General features: G+C 58.9%; 19 protein-coding genes. 10 read left to right on the top strand and 9 right to left on the bottom strand.

Annotated elements, in window-relative coordinates; all coding sequences use genetic code 11:
• Positions 1 to 40: 40 nt before the first annotated feature.
• Positions 41 to 1,090 (bottom strand): 3-oxoacyl-[acyl-carrier-protein] synthase III C-terminal domain-containing protein, encoded by a 1,050-nt coding sequence (locus tag VLA07_RS16870; protein ID WP_333989778.1) that lies wholly within the window; start codon positions 1,088 to 1,090, stop codon positions 41 to 43.
• A gap of 455 nt (positions 1,091 to 1,545) precedes the next feature.
• Here VLA07_RS16870 and VLA07_RS16875 point away from each other — a divergent pair, with 455 nt between their 5' ends.
• On the top strand, positions 1,546 to 2,217 hold the full coding sequence (locus VLA07_RS16875) for a lipopolysaccharide kinase InaA family protein (protein WP_333989780.1): 672 nt from the start codon (positions 1,546 to 1,548) through the stop codon (positions 2,215 to 2,217).
• Positions 2,218 to 2,347: 130 nt separating this feature from the next.
• Here the strand turns inward: VLA07_RS16875 and VLA07_RS16880 are convergent, their stop codons facing one another.
• A complete protein-coding gene (locus VLA07_RS16880; protein WP_285374195.1) occupies positions 2,348 to 3,100 on the bottom strand; it encodes an SDR family NAD(P)-dependent oxidoreductase in 753 nt (250 codons plus the stop codon).
• Positions 3,101 to 3,209: 109 nt separating this feature from the next.
• Between VLA07_RS16880 and VLA07_RS16885 the strand changes: the two genes are divergently transcribed.
• Entirely contained in the window at positions 3,210 to 4,127 is a 918-nt protein-coding gene (locus VLA07_RS16885) for a LysR family transcriptional regulator (RefSeq protein WP_333989783.1), read from the top strand.
• Between the two features lie 130 nt (positions 4,128 to 4,257).
• Entirely contained in the window at positions 4,258 to 4,671 is a 414-nt protein-coding gene (locus tag VLA07_RS16890) for a nuclear transport factor 2 family protein (protein ID WP_333989784.1), read from the top strand.
• A 56-nt stretch (positions 4,672 to 4,727) separates the two neighbouring features.
• Here VLA07_RS16890 and VLA07_RS16895 read toward each other — a convergent pair whose 3' ends face one another.
• The gene (locus VLA07_RS16895) at positions 4,728 to 5,684 is read right to left on the bottom strand and encodes a LysR family transcriptional regulator (protein ID WP_247267482.1); all 957 of its coding nucleotides are present in this window, start codon (positions 5,682 to 5,684) and stop codon (positions 4,728 to 4,730) included.
• 42 nt (positions 5,685 to 5,726) lie between these two features.
• Here VLA07_RS16895 and VLA07_RS16900 point away from each other — a divergent pair, with 42 nt between their 5' ends.
• The 4 genes from VLA07_RS16900 to VLA07_RS16915 all read left to right on the top strand — a co-directional run bounded on the left by VLA07_RS16900 (position 5,727) and on the right by VLA07_RS16915 (position 10,639).
• Positions 5,727 to 6,158 (top strand): GFA family protein, encoded by a 432-nt coding sequence (locus tag VLA07_RS16900; RefSeq protein WP_333989786.1) that lies wholly within the window; start codon positions 5,727 to 5,729, stop codon positions 6,156 to 6,158.
• Positions 6,159 to 6,538: 380 nt separating this feature from the next.
• A complete protein-coding gene (locus VLA07_RS16905) occupies positions 6,539 to 7,993 on the top strand; it encodes a DUF1254 domain-containing protein (protein ID WP_333989788.1) in 1,455 nt (484 codons plus the stop codon).
• Positions 7,994 to 8,027: 34 nt separating this feature from the next.
• Positions 8,028 to 9,521: a DUF1254 domain-containing protein gene (locus tag VLA07_RS16910; protein ID WP_333989790.1), complete on the top strand. Its 1,494-nt coding sequence runs from the start codon at positions 8,028 to 8,030 to the stop codon at positions 9,519 to 9,521.
• Positions 9,522 to 9,589: 68 nt separating this feature from the next.
• On the top strand, positions 9,590 to 10,639 hold the full coding sequence (locus VLA07_RS16915) for a hypothetical protein (protein WP_333989791.1): 1,050 nt from the start codon (positions 9,590 to 9,592) through the stop codon (positions 10,637 to 10,639).
• A 177-nt stretch (positions 10,640 to 10,816) separates the two neighbouring features.
• Here the strand turns inward: VLA07_RS16915 and VLA07_RS16920 are convergent, their stop codons facing one another.
• On the bottom strand, positions 10,817 to 11,086 hold the full coding sequence (locus VLA07_RS16920; protein WP_333989793.1) for a hypothetical protein: 270 nt from the start codon (positions 11,084 to 11,086) through the stop codon (positions 10,817 to 10,819).
• A gap of 322 nt (positions 11,087 to 11,408) precedes the next feature.
• On the opposite strand from VLA07_RS16920, the gene VLA07_RS16925 reads away from it, so the two are divergent.
• The 3 genes from VLA07_RS16925 to VLA07_RS16935 all read left to right on the top strand — a co-directional run bounded on the left by VLA07_RS16925 (position 11,409) and on the right by VLA07_RS16935 (position 13,712).
• Entirely contained in the window at positions 11,409 to 12,383 is a 975-nt protein-coding gene (locus VLA07_RS16925; RefSeq protein ID WP_027611777.1) for a quinone oxidoreductase family protein, read from the top strand.
• Positions 12,380 to 13,318: a LysR family transcriptional regulator gene (locus VLA07_RS16930; RefSeq protein WP_027611778.1), complete on the top strand. Its 939-nt coding sequence runs from the start codon at positions 12,380 to 12,382 to the stop codon at positions 13,316 to 13,318. The genes VLA07_RS16925 and VLA07_RS16930 overlap by 4 nt, the downstream gene beginning before the upstream one ends.
• Positions 13,319 to 13,469: 151 nt before the next feature.
• Positions 13,470 to 13,712, top strand: a complete 243-nt coding sequence (locus VLA07_RS16935; protein WP_442969550.1) for a hypothetical protein — start codon at positions 13,470 to 13,472, stop codon at positions 13,710 to 13,712.
• 50 nt (positions 13,713 to 13,762) lie between these two features.
• On the opposite strand, the gene VLA07_RS16940 is transcribed toward VLA07_RS16935, so the two are convergent.
• From VLA07_RS16940 to VLA07_RS16960, 5 genes are all read right to left on the bottom strand, one after another.
• On the bottom strand, positions 13,763 to 14,665 hold the full coding sequence (locus VLA07_RS16940) for a bestrophin family protein (protein WP_135295812.1): 903 nt from the start codon (positions 14,663 to 14,665) through the stop codon (positions 13,763 to 13,765).
• Between the two features lie 164 nt (positions 14,666 to 14,829).
• Positions 14,830 to 16,116 (bottom strand): carbohydrate porin, encoded by a 1,287-nt coding sequence (locus VLA07_RS16945; RefSeq protein ID WP_333989798.1) that lies wholly within the window; start codon positions 16,114 to 16,116, stop codon positions 14,830 to 14,832.
• 105 nt (positions 16,117 to 16,221) lie between these two features.
• Positions 16,222 to 18,627 carry a glucose/quinate/shikimate family membrane-bound PQQ-dependent dehydrogenase gene (locus VLA07_RS16950; protein WP_333989800.1) on the bottom strand — a complete coding sequence of 802 codons (2,406 nt, stop codon included), beginning with the start codon at positions 18,625 to 18,627 and terminating at the stop codon, positions 16,222 to 16,224.
• Positions 18,628 to 18,833: 206 nt separating this feature from the next.
• On the bottom strand, positions 18,834 to 19,277 hold the full coding sequence (tspO, locus tag VLA07_RS16955; protein WP_027611782.1) for a tryptophan-rich sensory protein TspO: 444 nt from the start codon (positions 19,275 to 19,277) through the stop codon (positions 18,834 to 18,836).
• Positions 19,278 to 19,336: 59 nt separating this feature from the next.
• Positions 19,337 to 21,526, bottom strand: a complete 2,190-nt coding sequence (locus VLA07_RS16960) for a PAS domain-containing hybrid sensor histidine kinase/response regulator (RefSeq protein WP_027611783.1) — start codon at positions 21,524 to 21,526, stop codon at positions 19,337 to 19,339.
• Positions 21,527 to 21,683 lie beyond the last annotated feature (157 nt).

A 21,683-nucleotide genomic window follows, 5' to 3' on the forward strand; every position in this document is an offset into this window, starting at 1 on the left:
GAACAACTTGCCGCCTCACGACGGCAAGTTGCTTCAGGCCTTACAGAGTAAATGACAACGCAGAGAAGACCATCCCGCCACTGCCTGCCCAGCCCATGCAAAACTGGCCGTTCTCGGCTTCGCCCCGACTCATCGCATCGAAGATCCCGTAGGGGATGGACGCGGTAATGATGTTGCCGGTTTTATGCCCGACATGGTGCAACTTGTGATCAATACCGATCAGTTGCCCAATGTGCTCCCACATCTTTGGCGAACCGGTATGAATAAACACTTTATGAACATCTGCTGCAGAGATGTTTTGCAGATTGAAGACTTTGATCGCTTCATTGCGGCCATCTTCATGCAAGGCTGCCGCGTAGGAGTTGAATTGATATTGCCCGCCGGTCGGTGAAATACGAGGAATATCCTCCTCATTGCAGAACAGTTTCCAGTCCGGCAGGGAAATGGTCGACAAGTCACTCAAGTCCGGCCGGTTGATGTACGAGAACTTGAAGTTGCCGGGGGCCTCATGACTGAGGATGGTGACCGTGACGGCTTCGCCAATGGTAAAACTCGGAAACTTGTATGCCAGTTCCGCTGACGACTGTAAGGAGAAGTTCTTCGGCATCACCGGCCCGCCAGCAGACATGCCAAATTCCATATTGACGATCGCCGCGTAGCGAATCTCGCCGGCCTGCATCTTACTGTTGATGACATCCATGGCTGTCACCCAACCGTTGCAGGCGTCGACCACATCGAAGTTTCTGCAACTCAGGCCCAGCGCTTTGGCGATGAACGTACTGTTGGCGGGTTCGATGAAGCCGCGGGTGACGTTCGGGTAGATCAACAGATCCAGATCGGCCTTGTCGATATTGGCCTGGGCGAGCGCGGAGTTGAATGCTGTCTCCATCAGTTGCATCGGCGTTTCGTTGGCGCCTAGCCAGTGACGCGTGCCGCTGCCGCTTTTTTCAAGCAACTTGCTGATGGTCTTCAAGGTTTTAGGCAAGTCTTCCTGGAAGGTATCTTTAGAGTGTTCCTCGACCAGGTTTATAACGTCTTGATTGCTGATAATGCGTGACGGGAGAATCCCGGACAGCCCAACTATTTTCATATGACTTCCTTGTTGAAAGTATGCATCCGTGGGCAATGGCTGCGGATGAGCAAACCCTTACTCATCCCTGTAAGGAGCCACTGGCGGCAATACTTTTAGCACAAAGAAAACGCCGATCAAGAAGGTTGTTCGTTATTTCCCTCAATCGAATTGAATCATGACCTGGGTCAATTTAACGGCTTTCAAGTTAATCGAAAAAACAGTCGGGCGGACCCTCGCGACGCGGTTGGCATCTGTGTTTGATGTCGTCGGCTATCGGCGAAAAGGACACACCTGAAGGGATAAACACCCCTCAATAGCCAATTTTCGTCACGTGGTTGCGTAAAAGCCCCAAGCTGGCCCTAAAATCCTCGAAAACCGAGGGAACTATTAACGTCCACCAACAGACTGAGCTGCTGTTGCGACCCTCATGCAAACGTCGCACGAAACGATTTCTACAATAAATGGAGCGCACAATGGGCAGGGCAGGCGATGAATTTGATTTCTGGTGGGGTACTTCCGGGTCGTGGGTGGAACCGCCGAATGTGCGCCGCAGCGGCACCAGCGGTGTCCAGCTGGTTGTTCAAGGTGACAAGACGTTTTTCGTAAAGCGTCAGACCGGCCATTTATTCCGCAGTCTCCGTTACCCCACTGGCCGACCCACCGCACTGCGTGAAGGCGTTGCCCTTTCAAGACTCGAACAACTGGGCGTGAATGCGCCAAGACCGGTATTTTATGGCGCGAGAAAAGTCGACGGCATATGGCAGGGTGTCTTGGTTACCAAAGACCTGGGCGGCTTCATCGATCTGGATACCTGGTATAGCCAGGGCGCTGCAAGCCTGTTGACCACAGAGCAACATCTGCGACTTCTTGAACGTTTGGCGCAAATGCTGGCGCGGATGCATTCGGGCAAATGGCAGCACGGTTGCATGCGTTCCAAACACATCTTTATCAAGGCATCGATTACCGACACAGACTTCGATTTCGAACTGGCGCTGCTTGACCTGGAGAAATCTCGCGGTCGTGCTACGGCAATGGGCGCGGCGCGTCACGACATTCCTCAACTCAGACGGCATTCTTTCTGGGATGAGTCGCAGTGGCGGCATTTCCTTTCCTGCTACGAGCTAGCCGTTGGCAGAACCCTGTAAAAAGATTGTGCGGCAGTGACACCCGCTCAATCTGCGCCTGACAATAGCACCAGCGAACGCCGTCCGGGTTGGTAATGCACACACTCAGGCGTGGGGTGGCGGGCGACCGCGACAATCGCCCGCTGGCTGCTCAGATTTGCGCCTGGCCACCGTCAACAAACAGCTCGATACCGTTAACGAAACTGGCGTCATCGGAGGCCAGGAACAACGCGGCGCTGGCAATTTCGTCAGCTTCACCGACACGCCCCATGGGGATCAGCGAGGCCATATAGTCGAGCAAGCCCTGCTGCTGAGCGGCATCGGGGCCGGCCAATTCAACCAGGCCAGGCGTGCGGGTGGCGCCGGGGCTGATGGTGTTGATGCGCACCTGGCGGTCTTTCAAGTCCAGAATCCAGTTGCGGGCAAATGAACGCACGGCGGCTTTGGACGCGGCGTAAACACTGAATGCGGCGGTGCCCGAGCTGCCCGCCGTAGAGCCGGTGAGAATCACCGAGGCTTTTTGGGCCAGCAGTGGCAGTGCCTTTTGCACAGTGAACAGCACGCCTTTTACGTTGCGATTGAAGGTGTCGTCGTACTGCTGTTCAGTGATGTCACCCAGTGGCAGCATCGATCCGCCACCCGCATTGGCGAACAGCACATCGATTCGGCCGTGGGTTGCGCCAATCTGGCGATACAACGCGTCCAACTGATCAAGGTTGGCGGAATCCACCTGAACGCCGGTGGCGTTGCCAACCGCGGCGACAGCAGCGTCCAGTTCGGCTTGACGACGGCCCGTGATATAGACGTGAGCGCCTTCCTGAGCGAAGCGTTTGGCAGTGGCCAGACCGATGCCTGAGGTGCCGCCGGTAACCAATGCAATTTTGCCTTCGAGTTTGTCAGTCATGGTGTTTCTCCCGTATTTCGATTGAGTGAGTTGCGGTGTGGGAGAAGCTTATCGACGGGAAAAAACTTTCAAAATAGAATTGTCTGAAACCTATCGTTGCAGAAATGAAATGAGCAGACTTCCGGATTTTGAAGGGTTGGCGATGTTTGCCAAGGTAGCCGAAGAGGGCTCGTTCGCCGGCGCGGCACGGGTCATGAGCGTGTCGGTGCCGACGGTATCGCGAGCGGTCGCACGGTTGGAGGAGCGTCTGGGCGGGCGCTTGTTCAACCGCACCTCACGGCAACTGGCACTCACCGAGTTCGGCGCGAGCATGGCGGCCAAGGCGGGTGAGATTTATCGGCAGGCTGAAGAGGTGGAAAGCGAGGCTCAGGATTTATCGGTTCAGCCCCGCGGCCAGGTTCGTCTGGCGATCCCGATGTCGTTTGGACTGCGTTGGGTGGCACCGCTGATGCCGCAGTTGATCCGCCAGTATCCCGAGCTGTCGATTGACCTGCACCTTTCGGATGCCTCGGTTGACCTGATCGCCGAGGGCTTTGATGCGGCGTTACGCATCGCCGTATTACCGGATTCCTCGCTGGTTGCACGGCGCCTGTGTGCCGTCACTCAATACCTGGTCGCCTCGCCGGCTTATCTGGACGCTTATGGCCATCCTGGCCACCCCCGCGAACTCGCGTCCCGCACGTGCCTGAGTTATGCCTACCGGGCCCGCAGCCAAGTGTGGCGGTTCACCCATAAAGACGGCAGCGAAGAAGACGTGGTGCCCAGCGGCCCGTTAAGAGTGACCAACTCGGACGCGCTATTGCCGGTGTTGCTTGAGGGCTTGGCTATCGCCGAACTGCCGGAATTTATCGCCAGTGAATACTTGAAAGACGGACGCTTGGTCGTGGTGCTACCGGAATGGAGCATGGCCCGTGGCGGTTTGTATTTCGTCACCCCCTCGGCACGTACCCGGCCGGTAAAAATCAAAGCGCTGTCGGACTTCTTTGCCGAGCATCTAAGCCAGCCTGAATGGCGATGGCCGTCATGAGACGTTGGCTTTCAATTATGAAACGATGATTTTCATTAACGTCTATTTTTGAAATCAAAGGGATCTCCTAACGTGATCAGGTCAGCACCTGCAGCGTGCCTATCCCTTATGCGTTTCGGAGAAAGTCGTCATGAAAAATGCCGTGGAATTACTTCAAAACTACCTGGATGCCATCCAGACGCCGCACCTGGCGGCAGCACTTTTCGCGGAGGATGGCGTGCTGGAGTTGCCCTACCTGGAGTCGCTGGGCATTCCCCACCGTGTGCAAGGCCCCGCCGCCATTGAGAGTTTCATCGGCTCATTGCTCGGTAAAGTGCCGGACTTCAAATTTCGCAACGTTCATTTTCTGATCGACACACCCGACCAGGCGTTTGCCGAATACAGCGTAGAGGCCTTGGTGCCTGCCACTGGGCGCATCTACCGGCAAATGTACGCCGGCCGCCTGGTGGCCAAAGACGGCAAGATTCAGCTGCTGCGCGAATCCCTGGATACCGTGGCCGCTGCCAAAGCGTTCGCGCCGGTTGATTCAGAGCGAGACCAATAAATCGCGATTATCCCGGTAGGGCGGGCAGGGACTGGTGCTGGCATGGATCACTTCCCTCAGTGGGCGTTCGAGCGCAGATAATGATGCAGTTCCTCACCCACCACTTCGAACGCCTTGGCGATCCGTTTGATTTTGCGCAAGTCACTGTGCATCGCGATCCACACTTCGACCTCGAAGCCGAAGCTGTCTGGCAATACGTGAATCAGCCCATGACTTCTGGCGATAGGTATCGGGCAAAGACCGAAGCCCAATCCCGCTTTCAATGCAGCCAGTTGCGCAAGGTGGTGATCCGTGGCAATCGCGAAATGCTGATCGGCTTCACACAGCCCGGCGTCGACCAAGCGACGCAAGTCAGCTGAGCGACGGTCTGGCCCGATCAGCGGCCGCTGGCGCAGCGACGTCAGGCTGCCGGGGTCACCATAACGCTCCAGGCACTCGGCACTGGCATGGACGCCGATCCGCAAGCTGCCGACCCGCCGCACCGCGATATCGGCCTCCATCGGACGCATCAGGCGTACGGCTATATCCGATTGCAGCCTGGCGATGTCTTCCAGTGCGTCGCCGATGCTCAGTTCGAGCTTCAGTCCAGGATGGTCGTAATGGAAGTTCCGCAGTAAAGCGGGCAATACCTCCACTCCCAGCAACTCGCCACAGGTCAGCCGCACCGTGCCGTGGTCCACCGACGTTTCAGCGCTGGCCGCCCGGTTGAAGGCTTGCGCGGCGAGGTCCATGGCCTCGACATGATCGATGAGGCGCTGCGCCCCACTCGTAGGCGTCAGGCCTGAGGGCGTGCGGGTGAACAGGCTCAAGCCGAGTGTCTGCTCAAGATGATCAAGGCGTCGGCGTGCGGTGGCCTGCGCAATCCCCAACAACTTCGAAGCACCGCTCAGGCTGCCGGAACGCAGCACCGCAAGGAACACCTGCTGGCTCTCCCATTCAAGACCGCTCATACATTCTTGACCAACAGCTGCTCCTTTTTTGCTCTTCTGCTCGGACGTGTGAAAAGGGATCATGCGCGCCGAACTTATCCGGGCGTCATTGTAAGGAGTCAACGCATGAGATTCACCGGTCAGTGTCTATGTGGACAGGTCAGCATCGAAATCGAGGCGCAGCAACTGCCACCGCTGTATGCCTGTCATTGTCTGAACTGCCAGCGTTGGAGCGGCAGCGCATTCGGCCTGCACATGCTATGCGCGGCTTCGGCAGTGCAGGTGAAGGGCGAAACGGCGACCTTTGTACGCGAATACCAAGGGCAGACCTCCACGCAACATGTCTGCGGCGAGTGCCATACCCGCCTGTTCAACGAGACAACCGCCGCGCCCGGCATGCGTGTGGTGCGGGCCGGCGTGTTGGAAGGTACGGAGCGCTTCACGCCGGTGGCGCATATCTGGACGCGACGCAAGCAACCCTGGCTGGTTCTGCCGCAAGGCGTTGCACAATGGGAAGAGAGCCCGACGCCCCAGGCGTTTGCCAGCGTACTCGGGTAAAGAAGCGAGATGGTGGCTTAAAATACTCACCAACGCTTGTACGTTGCCCCTTGGATAAGGGGGCAACACACTTCATCTCTATTGATCGAATCAAATCATGCGTCCTCCAGCGCTGGTCAAAAAACGCTTGCTCTGGGCCATTACAGCTGCACGAGCACTGTGATGCCTTTCTTCCGTCGCGATCCTTATCAGAGTTCTTGCCCTCAGCCTGGAATGTCGGCCAAGAGCTGAGGAGCAGTTATCAGAAATGGAAATAGGATCTTAATTTTTCATACCTTTTCTGGCCGATCTCATTTCCTCTGCTAGGTTTTTCTAATGTTCAATCTGTCGCTGGAAGATTGATTCACCGAGAAACCGTCCCAAGCAAGGATGCCTTCCGTATGAATAAAACACCTTTATTCGCCAGCGGTCTGTTCGCTACCGCGGTATTGCTCGGCGCGGTTGCCGTGCAGGCACAGACCTCGCCAGTAGTACAAATATCCGGCCCCGAAGCCGATGTGAAGGTGACCGAAACCTACGTACGGATGATGGCGCAGGAGGCGTATTTCTGGGGTTGGCCGATGGCCAATATTTACAACCGTCGCCTGAAATTCAAGGATCTGCCGCAGGCCGGCTTGATGGGGGGCATCGTGCCCGTGGCGCCGATCAACCATCTGTCGATGCTCACCGACTACATTTCACCGGGGGAACGCCTGGTGGCTTGTCCGAACCAGGATGTGGTCTACGGTGCGGGCAGCATTGCGCTGGATATCGAACCGGTGGTTTTGCAGGTCCCGGACTTTGGCGACCGGTTTTGGGTTTATCAGGTGGTGGACCTGCGCTCCGACAGCTTCGCCGAGCTAGGAAAGATGTACGCCACCAAACCGGGCTTCTATCTGTTGGTGGGGCCGGACTGGAACGGCAAGGTGCCTGAGGGCATCGCCCAGGTGTTTCGTGCAAAGACCAACACCGGTTTCGTGATTCCGCGGGTCTTCCAGGACGATACGGCCGAAGATCGCAAGGCTATTCAGCACTATCTGTCGGGCATCGACATGTACCCGCTGTCCAAATACGACGGCAAACTCAAGCAGCGTGACTGGAGCCAGTCGCCGAAATTCCCCGCCGAGGCCTCGGGTGACGAGGAAACGCGTTGGGTGCTCCCGGAAAAGTTCTTCGATGAGCTGCCGGCGATTCTCAAGGACGCCAAACCGCTGCCGGGAGAAGAGGCGCGCTATGCGCAATTGGCGGTGCTGGCACAAATCGCCCAGCGCGATCCCGAGCTGAAAAAAGCCATGATCGACGAGGCGCAAAAGTCTGATGCAGACGTGGTCAAGCCGTTGTTGCAGTTCCGCAACTACGGGAAGCAACTGCCCAATCACTGGAGCACCATCGACAACGGCGCAGCGTTCGGCACTGACTACTTCCTGCGTACGGCAGTTGCCCGGTCGAACATCTTCGTCAACAAACAGATCGAGACCAAGTACTTCTACCAGGATCTCGACGAGTCGGGCACCCGACTCAACGGCGCGCAGCGCTACAGCGTGACCTTCCCCAAAGGCGCGCTGCCGCCGGTCAAGGGTTTCTGGTCGCTGACGCTGTACAACCAGCAGCATTTCTTCGCCGAAAACTCGTTGGGGCGTTATTCCCTCGGCACCAAGAACAAGTCGCTCAAGACCAACGCCGATGGCTCGCTGACGCTCTACGTGCAGAGTGACTCACCAGGGGCGAACAAGGAAAGCAACTGGCTCCCGGCGCCGAAGGGCGCGGACTTCTCGCTCTATGTTCGCGCCTACTGGCCGGAAGCGGCCGCGATGAATGGCCAGTGGACGCCACCGGCGGTGGTCAAGGTCAACTGAACCAAATTCCCAACTGCGTTCATAAGGACAGCCCATGAACCGTTTGCGCACCTCATTGACGGCCCTGGCCGTAAGTCTCTCTCTAAGCGGCGTGGCCGATGCCGCGACGCGCTATGAAGAACTGGCCAATCAGCCTTTTGAAAAGGGCTTCCCGACGGAAGCGACGGCACGCAGCCTGATCGATGAGCTGGTGTTCCAGCGCGCCGTGCAGTCGTATCTGTGGGCTCTGCCGGCGATCAATATCTGGTCGATGAAGGAAGCGTCGGAGAAGCAGTTCGGCGCGGGCTACAACATCCTGCCGACCTGGAAAAAGCGCATCAACGCCAAGACACTGGTGACCACGCCAAACTCCGACCTGGTCTACGCCATGAGCTATCTGGATCTGGCGAAGTACGGCCCGCTGGTGGTCGAAGCACCGCCCGGCGTGCAGGGCATGTTCGATGACTTCTTCCAGCGCCCGATTGTCGGGCCGACCATCGACGGCAGAACCTGGCGCGGTGACGTTGGCCTGGCGGGTCCCGACAAGGGCAAGGGCGGCACCTATGTGCTGCTCCCGCCTGATTACAAAGGGCCGGAGCCGACCGAGGGATTCGTCTATCGCTCGCGCACCAACAACGTGTTCCTGTTCTGGCGGACCTTTTTCAAGGACCCGAAAGACCTCAGCGTGCCGGTAGCCGAAGTCGAGCGCACGAAGATCTATCCGCTGGGCAAGAAGGATTCGGCCCTGCCGATGCAATTCCCCGACGCCACCGGTGCCCCGATCAACATGCTGTTCCCCGAGGACGGTCGTTACTTCGACATGCTCTCGCGTTTCATCGACGCCGAAGCCGTCGATCCGGCGGACATGGACATGCGCGGCTTCCTGCACATCTTGGGCATCGAGAAGGGCAAGCCCTTTGCCCCGGATGCCGAGCGGCGCAAACTGCTGGATGACGCCGCGCGCACCGCGTTCAAGATGAGCAAGGTGGTGACCAGCCACTTGCTGTACAAAGAGCCGGGTGGTCTGTACTACAAGGATCGCCAGTACGTGAACACCTTCGCCGGGGAGAACACCGAGTTTCAGTCCAGCGGCAGCTTCACCAATCTTGAGCAGCGCGTGGCGTTCTTCACCTCGGCCTATTCCGACAGCCCGGGCATGGTCATGAACATGGTCGGCGCCGGTGCCAAGTATCCCGCCACCACCCGAGACGCTGAGGGCAAGTTCCTCGACGGCGCCCAGACCTACAAGCTCAACCTCCCGGCCAATGTCCCGGCGGCGTTGTTCTGGTCGGTCACCGCCTACGACAACCTCACGGCATCGGGCCTGGACAACGGCCAGCCGTTCCCGTCCCTCAATCAAATGGATAAACCGGCGCAGAACAGCGACGGCTCCACCGACATCTACTTCGGGCCGACATCGCCGGGCGAGGGCAAGAACTGGATCAAGACCGTACCGGAGAAAGGCTTCCTGGTGATCGTGCGGTTGTATGGGCCGAAGCAGGCGTTCTTTGATCAGAGCTGGAAGCCAAGTGATCTGATCAAACAATAGAAGCTCCCCAGACGTGAACAATTGGACCCTGCGCCTTCAGTACGCCTGGTGAAATGGAGGGCAAATCGATGCCATCGATAAGGATTCGATCAAGTCTGACACTCTGCGGGGCGGTGCTCAGTGGCTTGGCCTGTGCCGCCAGCCCTCTGCCGAAACTGGGTTCCCCGTCAGTTGCAGGGGCCAAGGTCGATCCGGAAAAATGCCACCAGCTACAACAGGACTTCGACATTGACCTGAAAGAAGTGGTCAAGGCCGGCTGCGAACCGTCCACCGAACAGATATCCAGACTGATGGACAACCCGGTGGGCAACCTTGTTCTGCTGTTCAACCAGTACGATTACACCGCGCTCAAAGGTCCGCACAGCAACGGCACACGGATGCTCGGCAAATACAGTTTCATGCCGACTTTTCCGATCTCTCTTGGCGAAGACTGGAACCTGATCAACCGCCTGCCGATCAGCTACGTCAGCGCTCCGGTCAACCGCAGGGCCGGTAACCTGATAGGCATGGGCCCCAACGAGATTCTGCACGATCGCGGTGACTTCACCTCGGTCGTGCAGGATCCGTTCGACCGTACCAGCGGTTTCGGCGACCTGGCCTACGTCGGTGTGTTTTCGCCCAAGGAGCCGATCCGCTTTGACGGGGGTGGCAAGATGGTCTGGGGGTTCGGCCCGACCGCGATGTTTCCGACTGCTGAAGAAGACGTGCTCGGTACGGGCAAATACTCGCTGGGCCCGGCGTTCGTCGCCGCGTACCTCGGCCCGGACTGGACCCTTGGCGTGTTCCCGCAGCACTGGTGGTCGGTTGGCGGTGATAGCAAGCGCAAGGATGTCAGCCTGACCAATGTGCAGTATTTCATTCAGCGGGCGATTCCAGGGCCGGAACAGTGGCGCATCGGCATGACCCCCAACGTCACGGTCAACTGGAAGGCCGAGGGCGGCAACAAAGTCACGTTTCCCATCGGGATCGGCGCTGGGCGAATTTTCAATTTCGGCAAGTTGCCGGTGAGGATCTCCGGGGAAATTCAGTACTCGGCGATTCATCCGGATGACCTGATCAGCAGCCGCTGGAATTTCCGGCTGTCGTTCATTCCGGTCATACCTACCTTTATGTTTTGAGGATTACCCCAAGCCGGGGCGTGCATGCGGGGGCATCAGAGCAGAGGGTTTGTGGGGCAGGGCGGAGTCGCGGTTGCGGCATTGGCTCAATCGCCGAGAGTAAGGACTGTCGCTTGGCTACAACAGGCGCTGGTGCGTGCTCAGCACATAAGTCACGCACCAGACTCGTTTGAATAATTACCACTGACCGCTTCCGAGGCAGGCGATTATTTCCCAGCCACTGAATTCCCACCAGGAATAGCGCTCATCAGAGCAGCTTCTGGCCAGGCTGGCCGTCTGGATTTCTCCAGCTTTCTGTTGTGTTGAGAAAGGCGTGTCAATCGAGGCGGTCGCCTGCTTGACCGTCTGTGGAGCACTGATGGTCGTTGGATGCACGGCTGCGTTTGTGACCGTTGCGGCGAGAGCGAGTGTCGCGGCGATGGGCAGAGTAGTCATGGACTTTTTCATGTTCGAATCCTTTCAGTTAGCTGACAGCGGGCTTAAACATTGGCCCCGACCTGCCTTCTGAACAGATCGGGCATTCGCGTGATGTCACGCCAGAAAAGCCTATCACTGCGCTATCTGCGGAACAGTCGCACAACTGTGCTATTGACAGTTTTGAACCGTTGGAATTTACAGCGCCGCAACTGATGCAGCGCTCCATTCCATGATGTTATTGCTGCAAATCATGCATTAATGTCGTGCAGTCAGCCCGTCTTGTTCGTCGGCAAGTCAGTTCTCACACTAGCGGCATCTGTTTGGAAGACTTCTGACCTTAGAGGAAACGACCATGGTATCCGCTATCCGCTTTAATCAGTTCGGCGCGCCTGATGTGTTGAGTCTGGAAACGTTGAGCGAACAATTGCCCGGGCCAGGTGAGGTCTGGATTGAACAGGACGCCATCGGGGTCAACTTCCTCGATGTGACTCAACGCAAGGGTGCGGTGCCTGTTGCGCTGCCATCCGGACTCGGATTGGAGGGGGCCGGGCGAGTCGTCACCGTGGGTGAGGGCGTCAGCAATGTGCACGTTGGTGATAGGGTCGCTTATGCTACTGGGCCCATTGGCTCATATGCTTCGGCCCGACTTTATCCAGCCGAGCGACTGGTGAAGATACCCGACGCCTTGTCGTTCGATGATGCCGCAGCTGTCATGTTCAAAGGCATCACTGCGCAGTACCTGTTAAAAACCACCTATCCAGTGGCACAGGGCACCACAGTTCTCATCTATGGCGTGGCTGGAGGATTGGGGGAAATCATGGTGCCATGGGCCAAGCACTTGGGGGCGACAGTGATTGGTGTGGTTTCAAAACTGGCCAGCGTCGAAAAAGCGCTGAGATCCGGTTGTGATGAGGTGTTGGTATTCAATGCCGACAACCTGGCGTCTGAGGTCAGCCGTCTTACCCAGGGCAGAAAGGTTGACGTGGTCTACGACCCTATTGGCCGTGCGTCTTTCCAGGCGTCTTTGGATAGTCTCCGGCCACGCGGGCTGATGGTTTCGTTCGGGGCCTCGTCAGGTGCGCCCTCGGCTGTAGAACTGTCGACGCTCAATGCTAAAGGCTCGCTGTTCCTCACACGTCCTTCACTGGCAGCACACACCGCCAGTGCCTGTGAGTACCAGGAACGGGCGCAGGATGTGCTGGCCGCCATAGGCGCAGGTATTATCAAGCCCAGGATTTGGGCCAGCTACGCTCTGAAAGATGCATCGCAGGCGCATACGGCATTGGAGTCGGGGCAGTCATCGGGGGCGATCATTCTAAAACCATGAATCTTGATGTTCTGAATAGTCAGCACAGTGACGAAATCGCTGCGTTTCTGGCCGTTGCCTCCCAAGGCTCGTTTGTCGCTGCAGGTCGGCTCCTGCAGCGACACCCAACCGTCGTATCGAAACGACTGGCCGCCATGGAAAAGCGCCTCGGTGTGCGTCTCGTCGAGCGTTCAACCCGTCAGGTTCGAATTACGCCAGTAGGTGCCAAGCTTGAGCAGCATCTGCGCTCGGCCATCAACCTGATGAATGAAGCGCAACAGCAGGCGACGCAAGGTGCCAGCGAAGTTCGAGGAACGTTGCGGCTTGCACTGCCGGCAGCCATGGGACGGCGCTGGCTTGGTCCGATGTTGCCGGAGTTTCTCAAGGAACATCCGCACGTTTCGATCCTCGCAGACTATAGCGAACGCCTGGTGGACATCATCGACGAAGGATTCGACGCTGCGATCCGAATCGGAGAACTGGAAGACAACCGACTGATCGCCAAACGGTTAAGTGACCACCGCCGGATCCTCGGCGCTTCGCCCGCTTACATAGAAAAGCATGGCATGCCCGACCATCCACACGACCTGATCAAGCACAATTGCCTTCGCTTTAGTGGCCTTGCGTCTTTTCCGCAATGGAGGCTTTTTCGCGGCAGCGAGTTGCAAACAGTCGCGCCAAAAGGAAACCTCACGGCCAACGACAGCGAATCGTTACTTGCCGCCGCTTGCGCTGATTCAGGGATACTCGGCGCAGGCGAATGGCTGATGCGCCATGACATTGCTGCAGGAAAATTGCTTCACGTTCTTCCGGACTGGCAACTCGACACCGCTGGTGGGGTTTACCTGGTCAGGCCGTCAGCCAAGTTTCCCAGCGCTGTGGTAATAGCTTTCAAACAGTGGATCGAGTCAAAGTTTACCCCTGCGCCTCCATGGGCTATTTGCCGGCCTGATTGAAATCCACTTCAAAAATTGCTGGCCTCTTGGTTAAACGCTCTCCAACTCTAAATAATCTGAACCCCGCCCGAACGCCCACGCCTAACGATCAGCTTGTGTTCATTCGCACAGGCCCGGTGCCAATACCGGCACATTCCGAGAGGTGGTCAACGTGGCTAAAGACGAGAAGAAGAGCAAAAAAGACGATGCTTCGAAAGCCAGCAAGGACTTGAAAGTCAAAAAGTCTTCGCCGGAAAAGAAATCAGCGGCAGCTTCGGCGCTTTCCAAGTCCTCCGACAAGAAAGACAAGAAGAAAGACGCCGAACCGAAAAAGTCTGCGAAAAAAGCCGACAGCAAGCCGGAAAAGGCCAAGGATGCTAAGAAGGCTGACAAGCCGGCGAAAAAGAAGAAGTAATACCTGCGACTCGCCAGGGCATTACGCCCTGGCGTCCCTCAGATCGCTCCTCAAGCCGTTTCTTCAACCCTGTGCACATCCCCCAGTGAATCACGCTGCATCGACTGCAGGTTTTTCTCGATGGTTTCGCACAGGGCTTCCATCTGGATTTGGTGCTCGCTATGGCGAAACGGGCTTTGCAGGTCAGTACCGATGCGTTCGATGGCCAGCAGCATGAAGCCCACCACCGTCGAGGCCAGCGGGGTGAACCAACCCAGCGATTCCACCAGCCCCACCGGCACAATCAGGCAGAACAGCGAGATAAACAGGCGCGGGAAATACACGTAGGGGTAGGGCAGCGGAGTATTGGCGATCCGTTCCATCCCGCCCTGGCTGTTGGACAGATCGACCATCGTCGATTCCAGCCGTGCCAGCCGAATGCTGTCCAGGCGCCCGGCCTTGTATTCCCTGGCCAGCAACGCCGCGGAACCGGTGAGGATGTCGTTGGCAAAGTTGTTGGTGGTGCCGCTGCGGGCGAACTCATCCGCCGGGATGAACGCGCGGACTTCCTCCGGGCAAGGCTGACCCTGCAGATGCGCCGCGAGGCAATTGACGTACGCCACATGGCGGCGCAACAGCGTCGCCTTCACCGGGTTCACTTCGTTGTCGGGATCATCCAGCAGCGTCAGCACCTGCCGGGCGAAGCTGCGCGAGCTGTTGATCATCATGCCCCACAGCGTGCGCGCCTCCCACCAACGGTTGTAGGCGCTGCTGTTGCGGAAACTGATCAGCACCACCAGCGCTGAACCGAGCAGCGTCAGCGGCATCAGCGGCAAGTTGATCTTGGCGTTGAGGAACAACATGAAATCGACGGTGACGGCGATGTCCCAGAGCAAGAGCCAGAACAGCGACCAGCCCACGTAGCCCATGGTCTTGATGATCAAACGGTATTTTTTGACGATGGCTGCTTTCAAACGGAAACCTCGTGGCGAGCGGTAAGCGTTAACGCCCTAGCTCCGACGCTGGTTCGGGGGTAAAGGTTCGGTGTCGAGTGAGCTTCTTGGTTACGACAATTTTCAGGCAATAAAAAGCCCGGTCATTACGCCGGGTTTTTTATTGCCTGCAGTTCTGTCAGAAGTCAGAGCGAGGCTTTCACCTGCAAGCCAAACACCAATGCATTGTCGATGTCCTGCCCGGAAAACGCCCCCGGCTCGATGATGTATTGCAGGTTCGGACGCAGTGTCAGCCACGGCGTGGCCTGATAGCCGTAGCCGAGTTCGATCAACTGCTCGCCACTGTCCAGGTTCGGGAACTGCGTGCCGTTGGCCATGGCAGCGTCCTGTTGCAAGTCGCGGCTGCGCGGGTTAGGCACGGCGCGGCCGTAGCCCAGGGCGACGGTGTCGCGTGGGCGACCTTCGAACGGTTTGTACAGCACCAGACCGGTGCCGTACCACTTGCTGAACGGCGAAGCCGCTTCGCTGGCTGCCGAGTATTGGCCGAACGCATGCAGGCTGCGGCCCTCGGACGTTGGCGAACTCCATACGGCCTGATCGATCAGCAGGTAGTGACCGCCACGGCCGGAGACTTCCTTGTCGCTGCCGATGCGTTTCACGTCGGAGCTGTCGTAGTAGTAACCGAGCTTGTATTCGCCAGGCAATTGGCCCGCGTGCTTGTACACCAGTTCGATCGGCACCACGGTGCCGGTGGTGTGTTTCGGGCCCAGATGCCAGGCGCGGCTGGAGTTGCCGTTGCTTTCCGGATCGACGTTGAACGCGGCCACGCGCAGTTGCCAGGACGGCGACAAGTCGTATTTCACCCGCACGCCCAGGTGTGCGTTCGGGTAGTTGGTCCAGCCGCTGCCGCCGGACATGTTCAGCGGATGGCCGCAGAAACCGGCGTTCATGAAGTTGCACAGAATGCCGCTGTCGAGGCCGCCGAGGTCGTTGCCCATGGCCATGTAACCCAGCTTCACGTTGAGCGCCGGGGTGAACAGACTGCGCTCATAGCTCAGTTCGGTCAGGCGGGTGTAGAGGCCGCCGTAGTTTTCCTGGATCGGCAGACGGTTGCCAACCAGATCTTCGGACGCGCTATTGCCGCGGCGGTCGTTGATGGTCAGCTGAACCTTGCCGGCGTTCTCCACGCCATACAACTTGCTCAGGTCGAACTGCGCGCCGAGCTTGATGTTCTGCGAATAACGACCGGAGCGGTGCAGGCCGCCGTCGGCGTTGTAAGCCATTTCGCCGGTGTAATCGCCGGTGAACTTGATCCCGTCCTGGTCCATCTGGTGGCGCAGGCCACCCCAGTCACCGGTCAGGGTGTTGCGGGTCAACAGGTTTGAATCGGTATCGGCGAAGGCGGGCAGGGTGGCGCAGGTCAGGCCCAACAGCACGCCGTTGACCCAGCCGTTACGAGTAAAACCAAACATGGAGATCTTCCTGCTCAAAGCTGTAGCGATATCGGAAAGCGGCGCGGCACCCTCAGGTGCCGCGCGCAAAAAGAAAGCGCCCGTGTTCAGCACGGGCGCTGCGGATTACGGCAAGGCGTAAGCCATCACGTAGTCGCCGCGATCGGTCGACTGACGCGCACCACCGGCGGTGATGACGATGAACTGCTTGCCGGTCTTCGGCGAAACGTAGGTCATCGGGCCGCCCTGGCTGCCGACCGGCAGACGCGCTTTCCAGATTTCCTCGCCGTTGCCGCTGTTGAAGGCGCGCAGGTAGAAGTCCTGAGTACCAGCGATGAAGATCAGGCCACCTTGGGTCGACAGGGTGCCGCCCAGGGTCGGCAGACCGATCTTGATCGGCAGGTGCATGCGGATGCCCAGCGGACCTGTATCTTCAACGGTACCGACCGGAACCTGCCAGGCGACTTTCTGGGTCTTCATGTCGATCGCGGTCAGGGTGCCGAACGGCGGTGCCTGGCACGGAATGCCGGCCACCGACAGGAAGCGGTTTTTGTTCACCGCATACGGCGTGCCTTTGAGCGGTACCGCGCCCATGCCGGTGTTCAGCGCTTCACCACCGGACGAGGCCTGCGCCTTGTTCTGCGACGGGATCATCTGAATCCACAGACCCAGGCGCATGTCGTTGACGAAGATGAAGCCGTGCACCGGGTCAGTGGAGATGCTGCCCCAGTTCATGCCGCCCAGCGAACCCGGGAAGCTCAGCGATTTATCGGTACCCGGCGCGGTGTACAGGCCGTCGTAACGCATCGATTTGAAATCGATCCGGCACAGCAACTGGTCGTACGGGGTGGCGCCCCACATGTCCGACTCAGTCAGATGCTGGGCACCGATCTGTGGCATGCCCACCGATTTCGGCTGGGTTGGCGAGTACGGTTCGTTCGGGATGTTCGCGGCTTTGACCGGGACTTCTTTAACCTCGGTCAACGGTTTGCCGGTGGCACGATCGAGCACGTAGATCTGTCCGGCCTTGGTGCCGATGACCAGCGCCGGAACGCTTTTGCCGTCCTTGGTGAAGTCGATCAGGCTCGGCTGCATCGGCAGGTCGAAGTCCCACAGATCGTTGTGCACGGTCTGGAAAACCCAACGTTCATCACCGGTGGTGGCGTCCAGCGCGAGGATTGAGGCGCCGTAGGTGTGATCGAGTTTGCTGCGCTCGACACCATAGATGTCGGTGGACGAGCTGCCCATCGGCAGGAACACGGTGTTGGTCGCCGGATCGTAGGACATCGGCGCCCAGCTGTTCGGCGTGCTGCGCACGTACGTGCTGCCGTCGGCCGGGGCCTTTTTGTCCTGCGGGTTGCCCGGGTCGAAGGCCCAGCGCATGGCGCCGGTGATCACGTCGAAACCACGGATCACGCCGCCCGGCATGTCGGTCTGTACGTTGTCGGCTACACGACCACCGACCACCACAGTGGTGCCGGCCATCAGCGGAGCGGAGGAGAGCTGGTAGTAGCTGTCCGGCACGTCACCGAGACCGGCCTTCAGGTCAACCTGACCGTTGTTGCCGAAACCCTGGCAGAACTCGCCGGTATCGGCATCGACCGCGATCAGGCGGGCGTCGATGGTGTTGGTCAGCAGACGGCGCTGGCAGTTGGCGGCCGGCGCAGGCTTGGCTTCGATGATGCTCGAATTGCTTGGCTGAGCGATGCTCTTGGTCGCATCGAAATAAGCCATGCCACGGCAACGCTGCCAGACTTTGGATTTGGCGTTGATCGCGTTCTTCCACAGCTCTTTGCCGGTGTCGGCATCCAGCGCGATCAGGTTGTTGTGCGGGGTGCAGATGAACACTTTGTTGCCGATCTGCAGCGGAGTGAGCTGGTCTTCGGCACCGTTGCCATCGCTCTCGGCGACGTCACCGGTGTGGTAGGTCCACGCTACTTTGAGCTTGTCGACGTTGTTGCGGTTGATCTGGTCCAGCGCAGCAAAGCGGCTGCCGCCTTCGGTATTGCCGTAGTGCGCCCAGTCTTTTTGCGCCTTGTCTGGCTCAACCGGGGTCAGGCCCGGGCCAGTGCCGGTTGCCGCGACGGTCGGGTGCGCAACGAACATGTTGCCGGCAGCCACCGCCAGGGCGATTGCCAACACTGCCGCGAGGCCGTATGCACCGCGACCTGGAACACCACCGTTGGCACGCTTGAGCAGCGGATAGACCAGCGTCACCGCCAGACCCACGGCGCTGAACATGAACAGACGCGAGAACACCGGCCAGAACACCAGCCCGGCATCGCTCACCGCCCAGATCGCTGTCCCGACCAGAAACGCTGCAAACAGCCAGGCGCCGGCCGTCTTGAAGCGAGCGATCAGCAGACCGGAAACGGCCATCACCAGACCGCCCACGAGGAAGTACCACGACCCTCCCAGGCTGACCAGCTTCACTCCGCCAGCCGCAAGTGCCAGGCCGAGCAGGGCGATGATCACCCCCAGCCCGACCAGAATGAATTTTGATATGCCCGAGAGGCGTTGACTCTGCTTCACGTTGAATGTCCCGTTGAAATGAGGCGTGCATTATATAGATAGGTAACTACCTAGTTAAATCACTAATTCAGTAATGAACTGTTGTTCATTGCGAAATCCCCGTCCTGAGCGGGGACCTGCGCTTTCAAGGGTCTGGAAAGATATTTTGAATGCCTGAAAAAGAGCCTTTTTGTCAGAAAAAATGCGAGTTATGACAGCTGCCGTCATCAACCGCGGTTATTGCGCAGAATCGAGAAATTCAACGCCGCCGCCACACACAACCAGGCCAGATAAGGAAACAGGATCAACCCGGTGATCAAATCCAGGCGCAATGCCATAAACACCATCACCGCGACCACCAGCCACAACAGCAGCAGAATCACCATGGCGGCGGCCACCTGATGCGCGCCGAAGAACACCGGCGTCCACAACGTGTTCAAGGCAATCTGCGCCGCCCACAGCGCCAGTACCGTCTGACTGCCAGGAATCAGGCTCAAGCGATAACCGGCCCAGGCCAGCAACAGATAGATTATTGTCCAGGCCACCGGAAACGCCCAATTGGGTGGAGTAAATCCGGGTTTATTGAGCCCTTCGTACCATGGCCCGGGCTTGAAAATCACCCCGGTAGTCGCCGCAGCGCCGCACGCGATCAGAAAAATCAGAAACGTCACCATTTATCACTCCTTGGCCGCAGCCACTCTCTCTGGGATTTCAGCGCCGCAACGGTCGCTCATTCGGATTTCATCGCCATCAGGTCGCTGACCCGCGCCACCAGCGTGTCGACGGCAAACGGCTTGGTCAGCACCTGCATGTCCGGGCCCAATTGACCGGCACCAATCACCGCGTTTTCTGCGTACCCGGTAATGAACAGGGTCTTCAGATTCTGGCGGATTTCCCGGCCGGCATCGGCCAGTTGCCGACCGTTCATGCCACCCGGCAAGCCGACGTCGGTGATCAGCAAGTCGATGTGTATGTCCGAGCGCAACATCTTCAGCCCGACCACACTGTCAGCGGCCTCTATCAAGGTGTAGCCGAGATCGCCGAGCACGTCAGTCAGCAGCGCACGCACCGTAGGCTCGTCGTCCACCACCAGAATTGTCTCGCCAGACTTGGGCAAGGCTGCCGGCGTGTTGTCCTTGTGATCCTGATTCGGCACAGGCTCGCCATGGTAGCGCGGCAGATAAATGCACATCTCGGTGCCCTGGCCGACCTGCGAATGCACGCGCACCTGGCCGCCGGACTGCTTGGCGAAACCGTAGATCATCGACAGCCCCAACCCGGTGCCCTGGCCCAGCGGTTTGGTGGTGAAGAACGGGTCGAAGGCCTTGGCGATGACATCGGCGGTCATGCCGGTGCCGGTATCGGTCACGCACAGGCACAGGTATTCGCCCTCGGGCATGTCCAGAGTGCGCGCGGTCTCGCAGTCCAGCGTGCGGTTGGCCGTTTCGATGGTGATGCGCCCGCCGTCCGGCATCGCATCGCGCGCGTTGATGCACAGGTTGAGCAGGGCATTCTCCAATTGGCTCGCATCCACCAGCGTTGGCCAGAGCCCCGGCGCGGCGCGGGTTTCCAGAACGATGCTGGGGCCGACCGTACGCTGGATCAGCTCGGTCATCCCGGTCATCAGCGTGTTGACATCGGTCGGCCGCGGATCGAGGGTCTGGCGTCTGGAAAACGCCAGCAGACGGTGGGTCAGGGCGGCGGCTCGCTTCACCGCGCCCTGGGCGGTCACCATGTACTTGTCGACCTCATTCAGCCGGCCCTGGCTGATGCGTGCGCCCATCAACTCCAGCGCGCCGGAAATGCCGGCCAGCAAATTGTTGAAGTCATGCGCCAGGCCCCCGGTCAGTTGGCCGACGGCTTCCATTTTCTGCGACTGACGCAGTTTCTCTTCGGCTTGCATCAGCTCTGAAGTGCGCGATGACACGCGCTGCTCCAGCGTATCGTTGAGCGCGCGCAACGCGGCGATGGCGCGGTCGCGCTCCGCTTCGACATTGCGCCGTTCCTCGACATCGATCAGCACGCCGGGAAAGCGCAGCGGCGTTCCATCATCGGCACACTCAACACGGCCGTTGGCTTCGATCCACTGATATTTGCCGTCTGTGCGGCGCACACGGTACTGGTGGGAGTAGGCGCCACCACGGCCGATGGCTTCGTTGATCGCGGTGGTCAGTCCATCCTGGTCTTCGGGATGCACGGTCACCATGACTTGTTCGAGGCTCAGCCCTTCGCGGCCCAGCGCCGGGTCGAGGTCAAACACCCGGGCGAACGCTTCGTCCACGGCAAAACGGTCGGTGAGCAGGTCCCAGTGCCAGGTGCCGATGATCGCACCGGCGGCGAGCGCCAGTTGCACACGCTCGACGTTCTCCCGCGCCAGCGCTTCACTGGCACGCAAACGCTCCTCGGCGTCGCGCCGCTGGGTGACGTCGTTGAACAGGATCGCGATCTGCCGGTCGGCCGGATCGCCGACACGCACCGCGCGCACGTCGAACCAGCGTTCGAAGGTGTTGGCGTAATTTTCGAAGTTCGCCGGCTCTCCGGTTTTGGCCACATGGCCGTAGGTTTCGAACCAGAAGCTTTCCAGATTCGGCGCGAACTCGGTCACCCATTTGCCGCGCAGGTTGACCCCGCACTGGTGTTCGAACGCCGGGTTGGCTTCGACGAAGTAGTAATCGACGGGTTTATCCTCGGCGTCGAATTTGACCTTGACGATGGCGAACGCCGACTCGATGGTTTCCAGAATGGTGATGAAGCGTGCCTCGCTGCGGGCGAGCGCATCCCGACTGGCTTGCAGTTGCGCCGCCATGTCGCGATCGAGGTCAACGTCCTGCGTGTCGACCAGGGTGCTCTGAAGCGCCGCGCGCAATCGCCTTACCTCTGACTCAAGCGCTTCGCGACTAAGGTGTTCAAGGGTATCCATGTGACCTGCTTTATTGAATGTTCAGGGGCTGGCTTCATAGAGCGCGTAGGCACAACGCGAGCAGTGAACGTCGCGCTCGCAGGGGACTTGAGCGCCGATCATCCGTTGACCGGGCGCGCTGTGCTTAAGTTTCACCATCCGCGCAAGCGAGCGCTCA

The sequence above is a fragment of the Pseudomonas sp. S3(2024) genome (assembly GCF_036861315.1).
In the GTDB taxonomy this organism is placed as follows: domain Bacteria; phylum Pseudomonadota; class Gammaproteobacteria; order Pseudomonadales; family Pseudomonadaceae; genus Aquipseudomonas; species Aquipseudomonas putida_A.

What these genes read in the sequence shown, in the direction of transcription:
- VLA07_RS16870 (WP_333989778.1), bottom strand. Translation starts at nt 1,090, where the DNA reads ATGAAAATAGTTGGGCTGTCCGGGATTCTCCCGTCACGCATTATCAGC.
- VLA07_RS16875 (WP_333989780.1), top strand. Translation starts at nt 1,546, where the DNA reads ATGGGCAGGGCAGGCGATGAATTTGATTTCTGGTGGGGTACTTCCGGG.
- VLA07_RS16880 (WP_285374195.1), bottom strand. Translation starts at nt 3,100, where the DNA reads ATGACTGACAAACTCGAAGGCAAAATTGCATTGGTTACCGGCGGCACC.
- VLA07_RS16885 (WP_333989783.1), top strand. Translation starts at nt 3,210, where the DNA reads ATGAGCAGACTTCCGGATTTTGAAGGGTTGGCGATGTTTGCCAAGGTA.
- VLA07_RS16890 (WP_333989784.1), top strand. Translation starts at nt 4,258, where the DNA reads ATGAAAAATGCCGTGGAATTACTTCAAAACTACCTGGATGCCATCCAG.
- VLA07_RS16895 (WP_247267482.1), bottom strand. Translation starts at nt 5,684, where the DNA reads ATGATCCCTTTTCACACGTCCGAGCAGAAGAGCAAAAAAGGAGCAGCT.
- VLA07_RS16900 (WP_333989786.1), top strand. Translation starts at nt 5,727, where the DNA reads ATGAGATTCACCGGTCAGTGTCTATGTGGACAGGTCAGCATCGAAATC.
- VLA07_RS16905 (WP_333989788.1), top strand. Translation starts at nt 6,539, where the DNA reads ATGAATAAAACACCTTTATTCGCCAGCGGTCTGTTCGCTACCGCGGTA.
- VLA07_RS16910 (WP_333989790.1), top strand. Translation starts at nt 8,028, where the DNA reads ATGAACCGTTTGCGCACCTCATTGACGGCCCTGGCCGTAAGTCTCTCT.
- VLA07_RS16915 (WP_333989791.1), top strand. Translation starts at nt 9,590, where the DNA reads ATGCCATCGATAAGGATTCGATCAAGTCTGACACTCTGCGGGGCGGTG.
- VLA07_RS16920 (WP_333989793.1), bottom strand. Translation starts at nt 11,086, where the DNA reads ATGAAAAAGTCCATGACTACTCTGCCCATCGCCGCGACACTCGCTCTC.
- VLA07_RS16925 (WP_027611777.1), top strand. Translation starts at nt 11,409, where the DNA reads ATGGTATCCGCTATCCGCTTTAATCAGTTCGGCGCGCCTGATGTGTTG.
- VLA07_RS16930 (WP_027611778.1), top strand. Translation starts at nt 12,380, where the DNA reads ATGAATCTTGATGTTCTGAATAGTCAGCACAGTGACGAAATCGCTGCG.
- VLA07_RS16945 (WP_333989798.1), bottom strand. Translation starts at nt 16,116, where the DNA reads ATGTTTGGTTTTACTCGTAACGGCTGGGTCAACGGCGTGCTGTTGGGC.
- VLA07_RS16960 (WP_027611783.1), bottom strand. Translation starts at nt 21,526, where the DNA reads ATGGATACCCTTGAACACCTTAGTCGCGAAGCGCTTGAGTCAGAGGTA.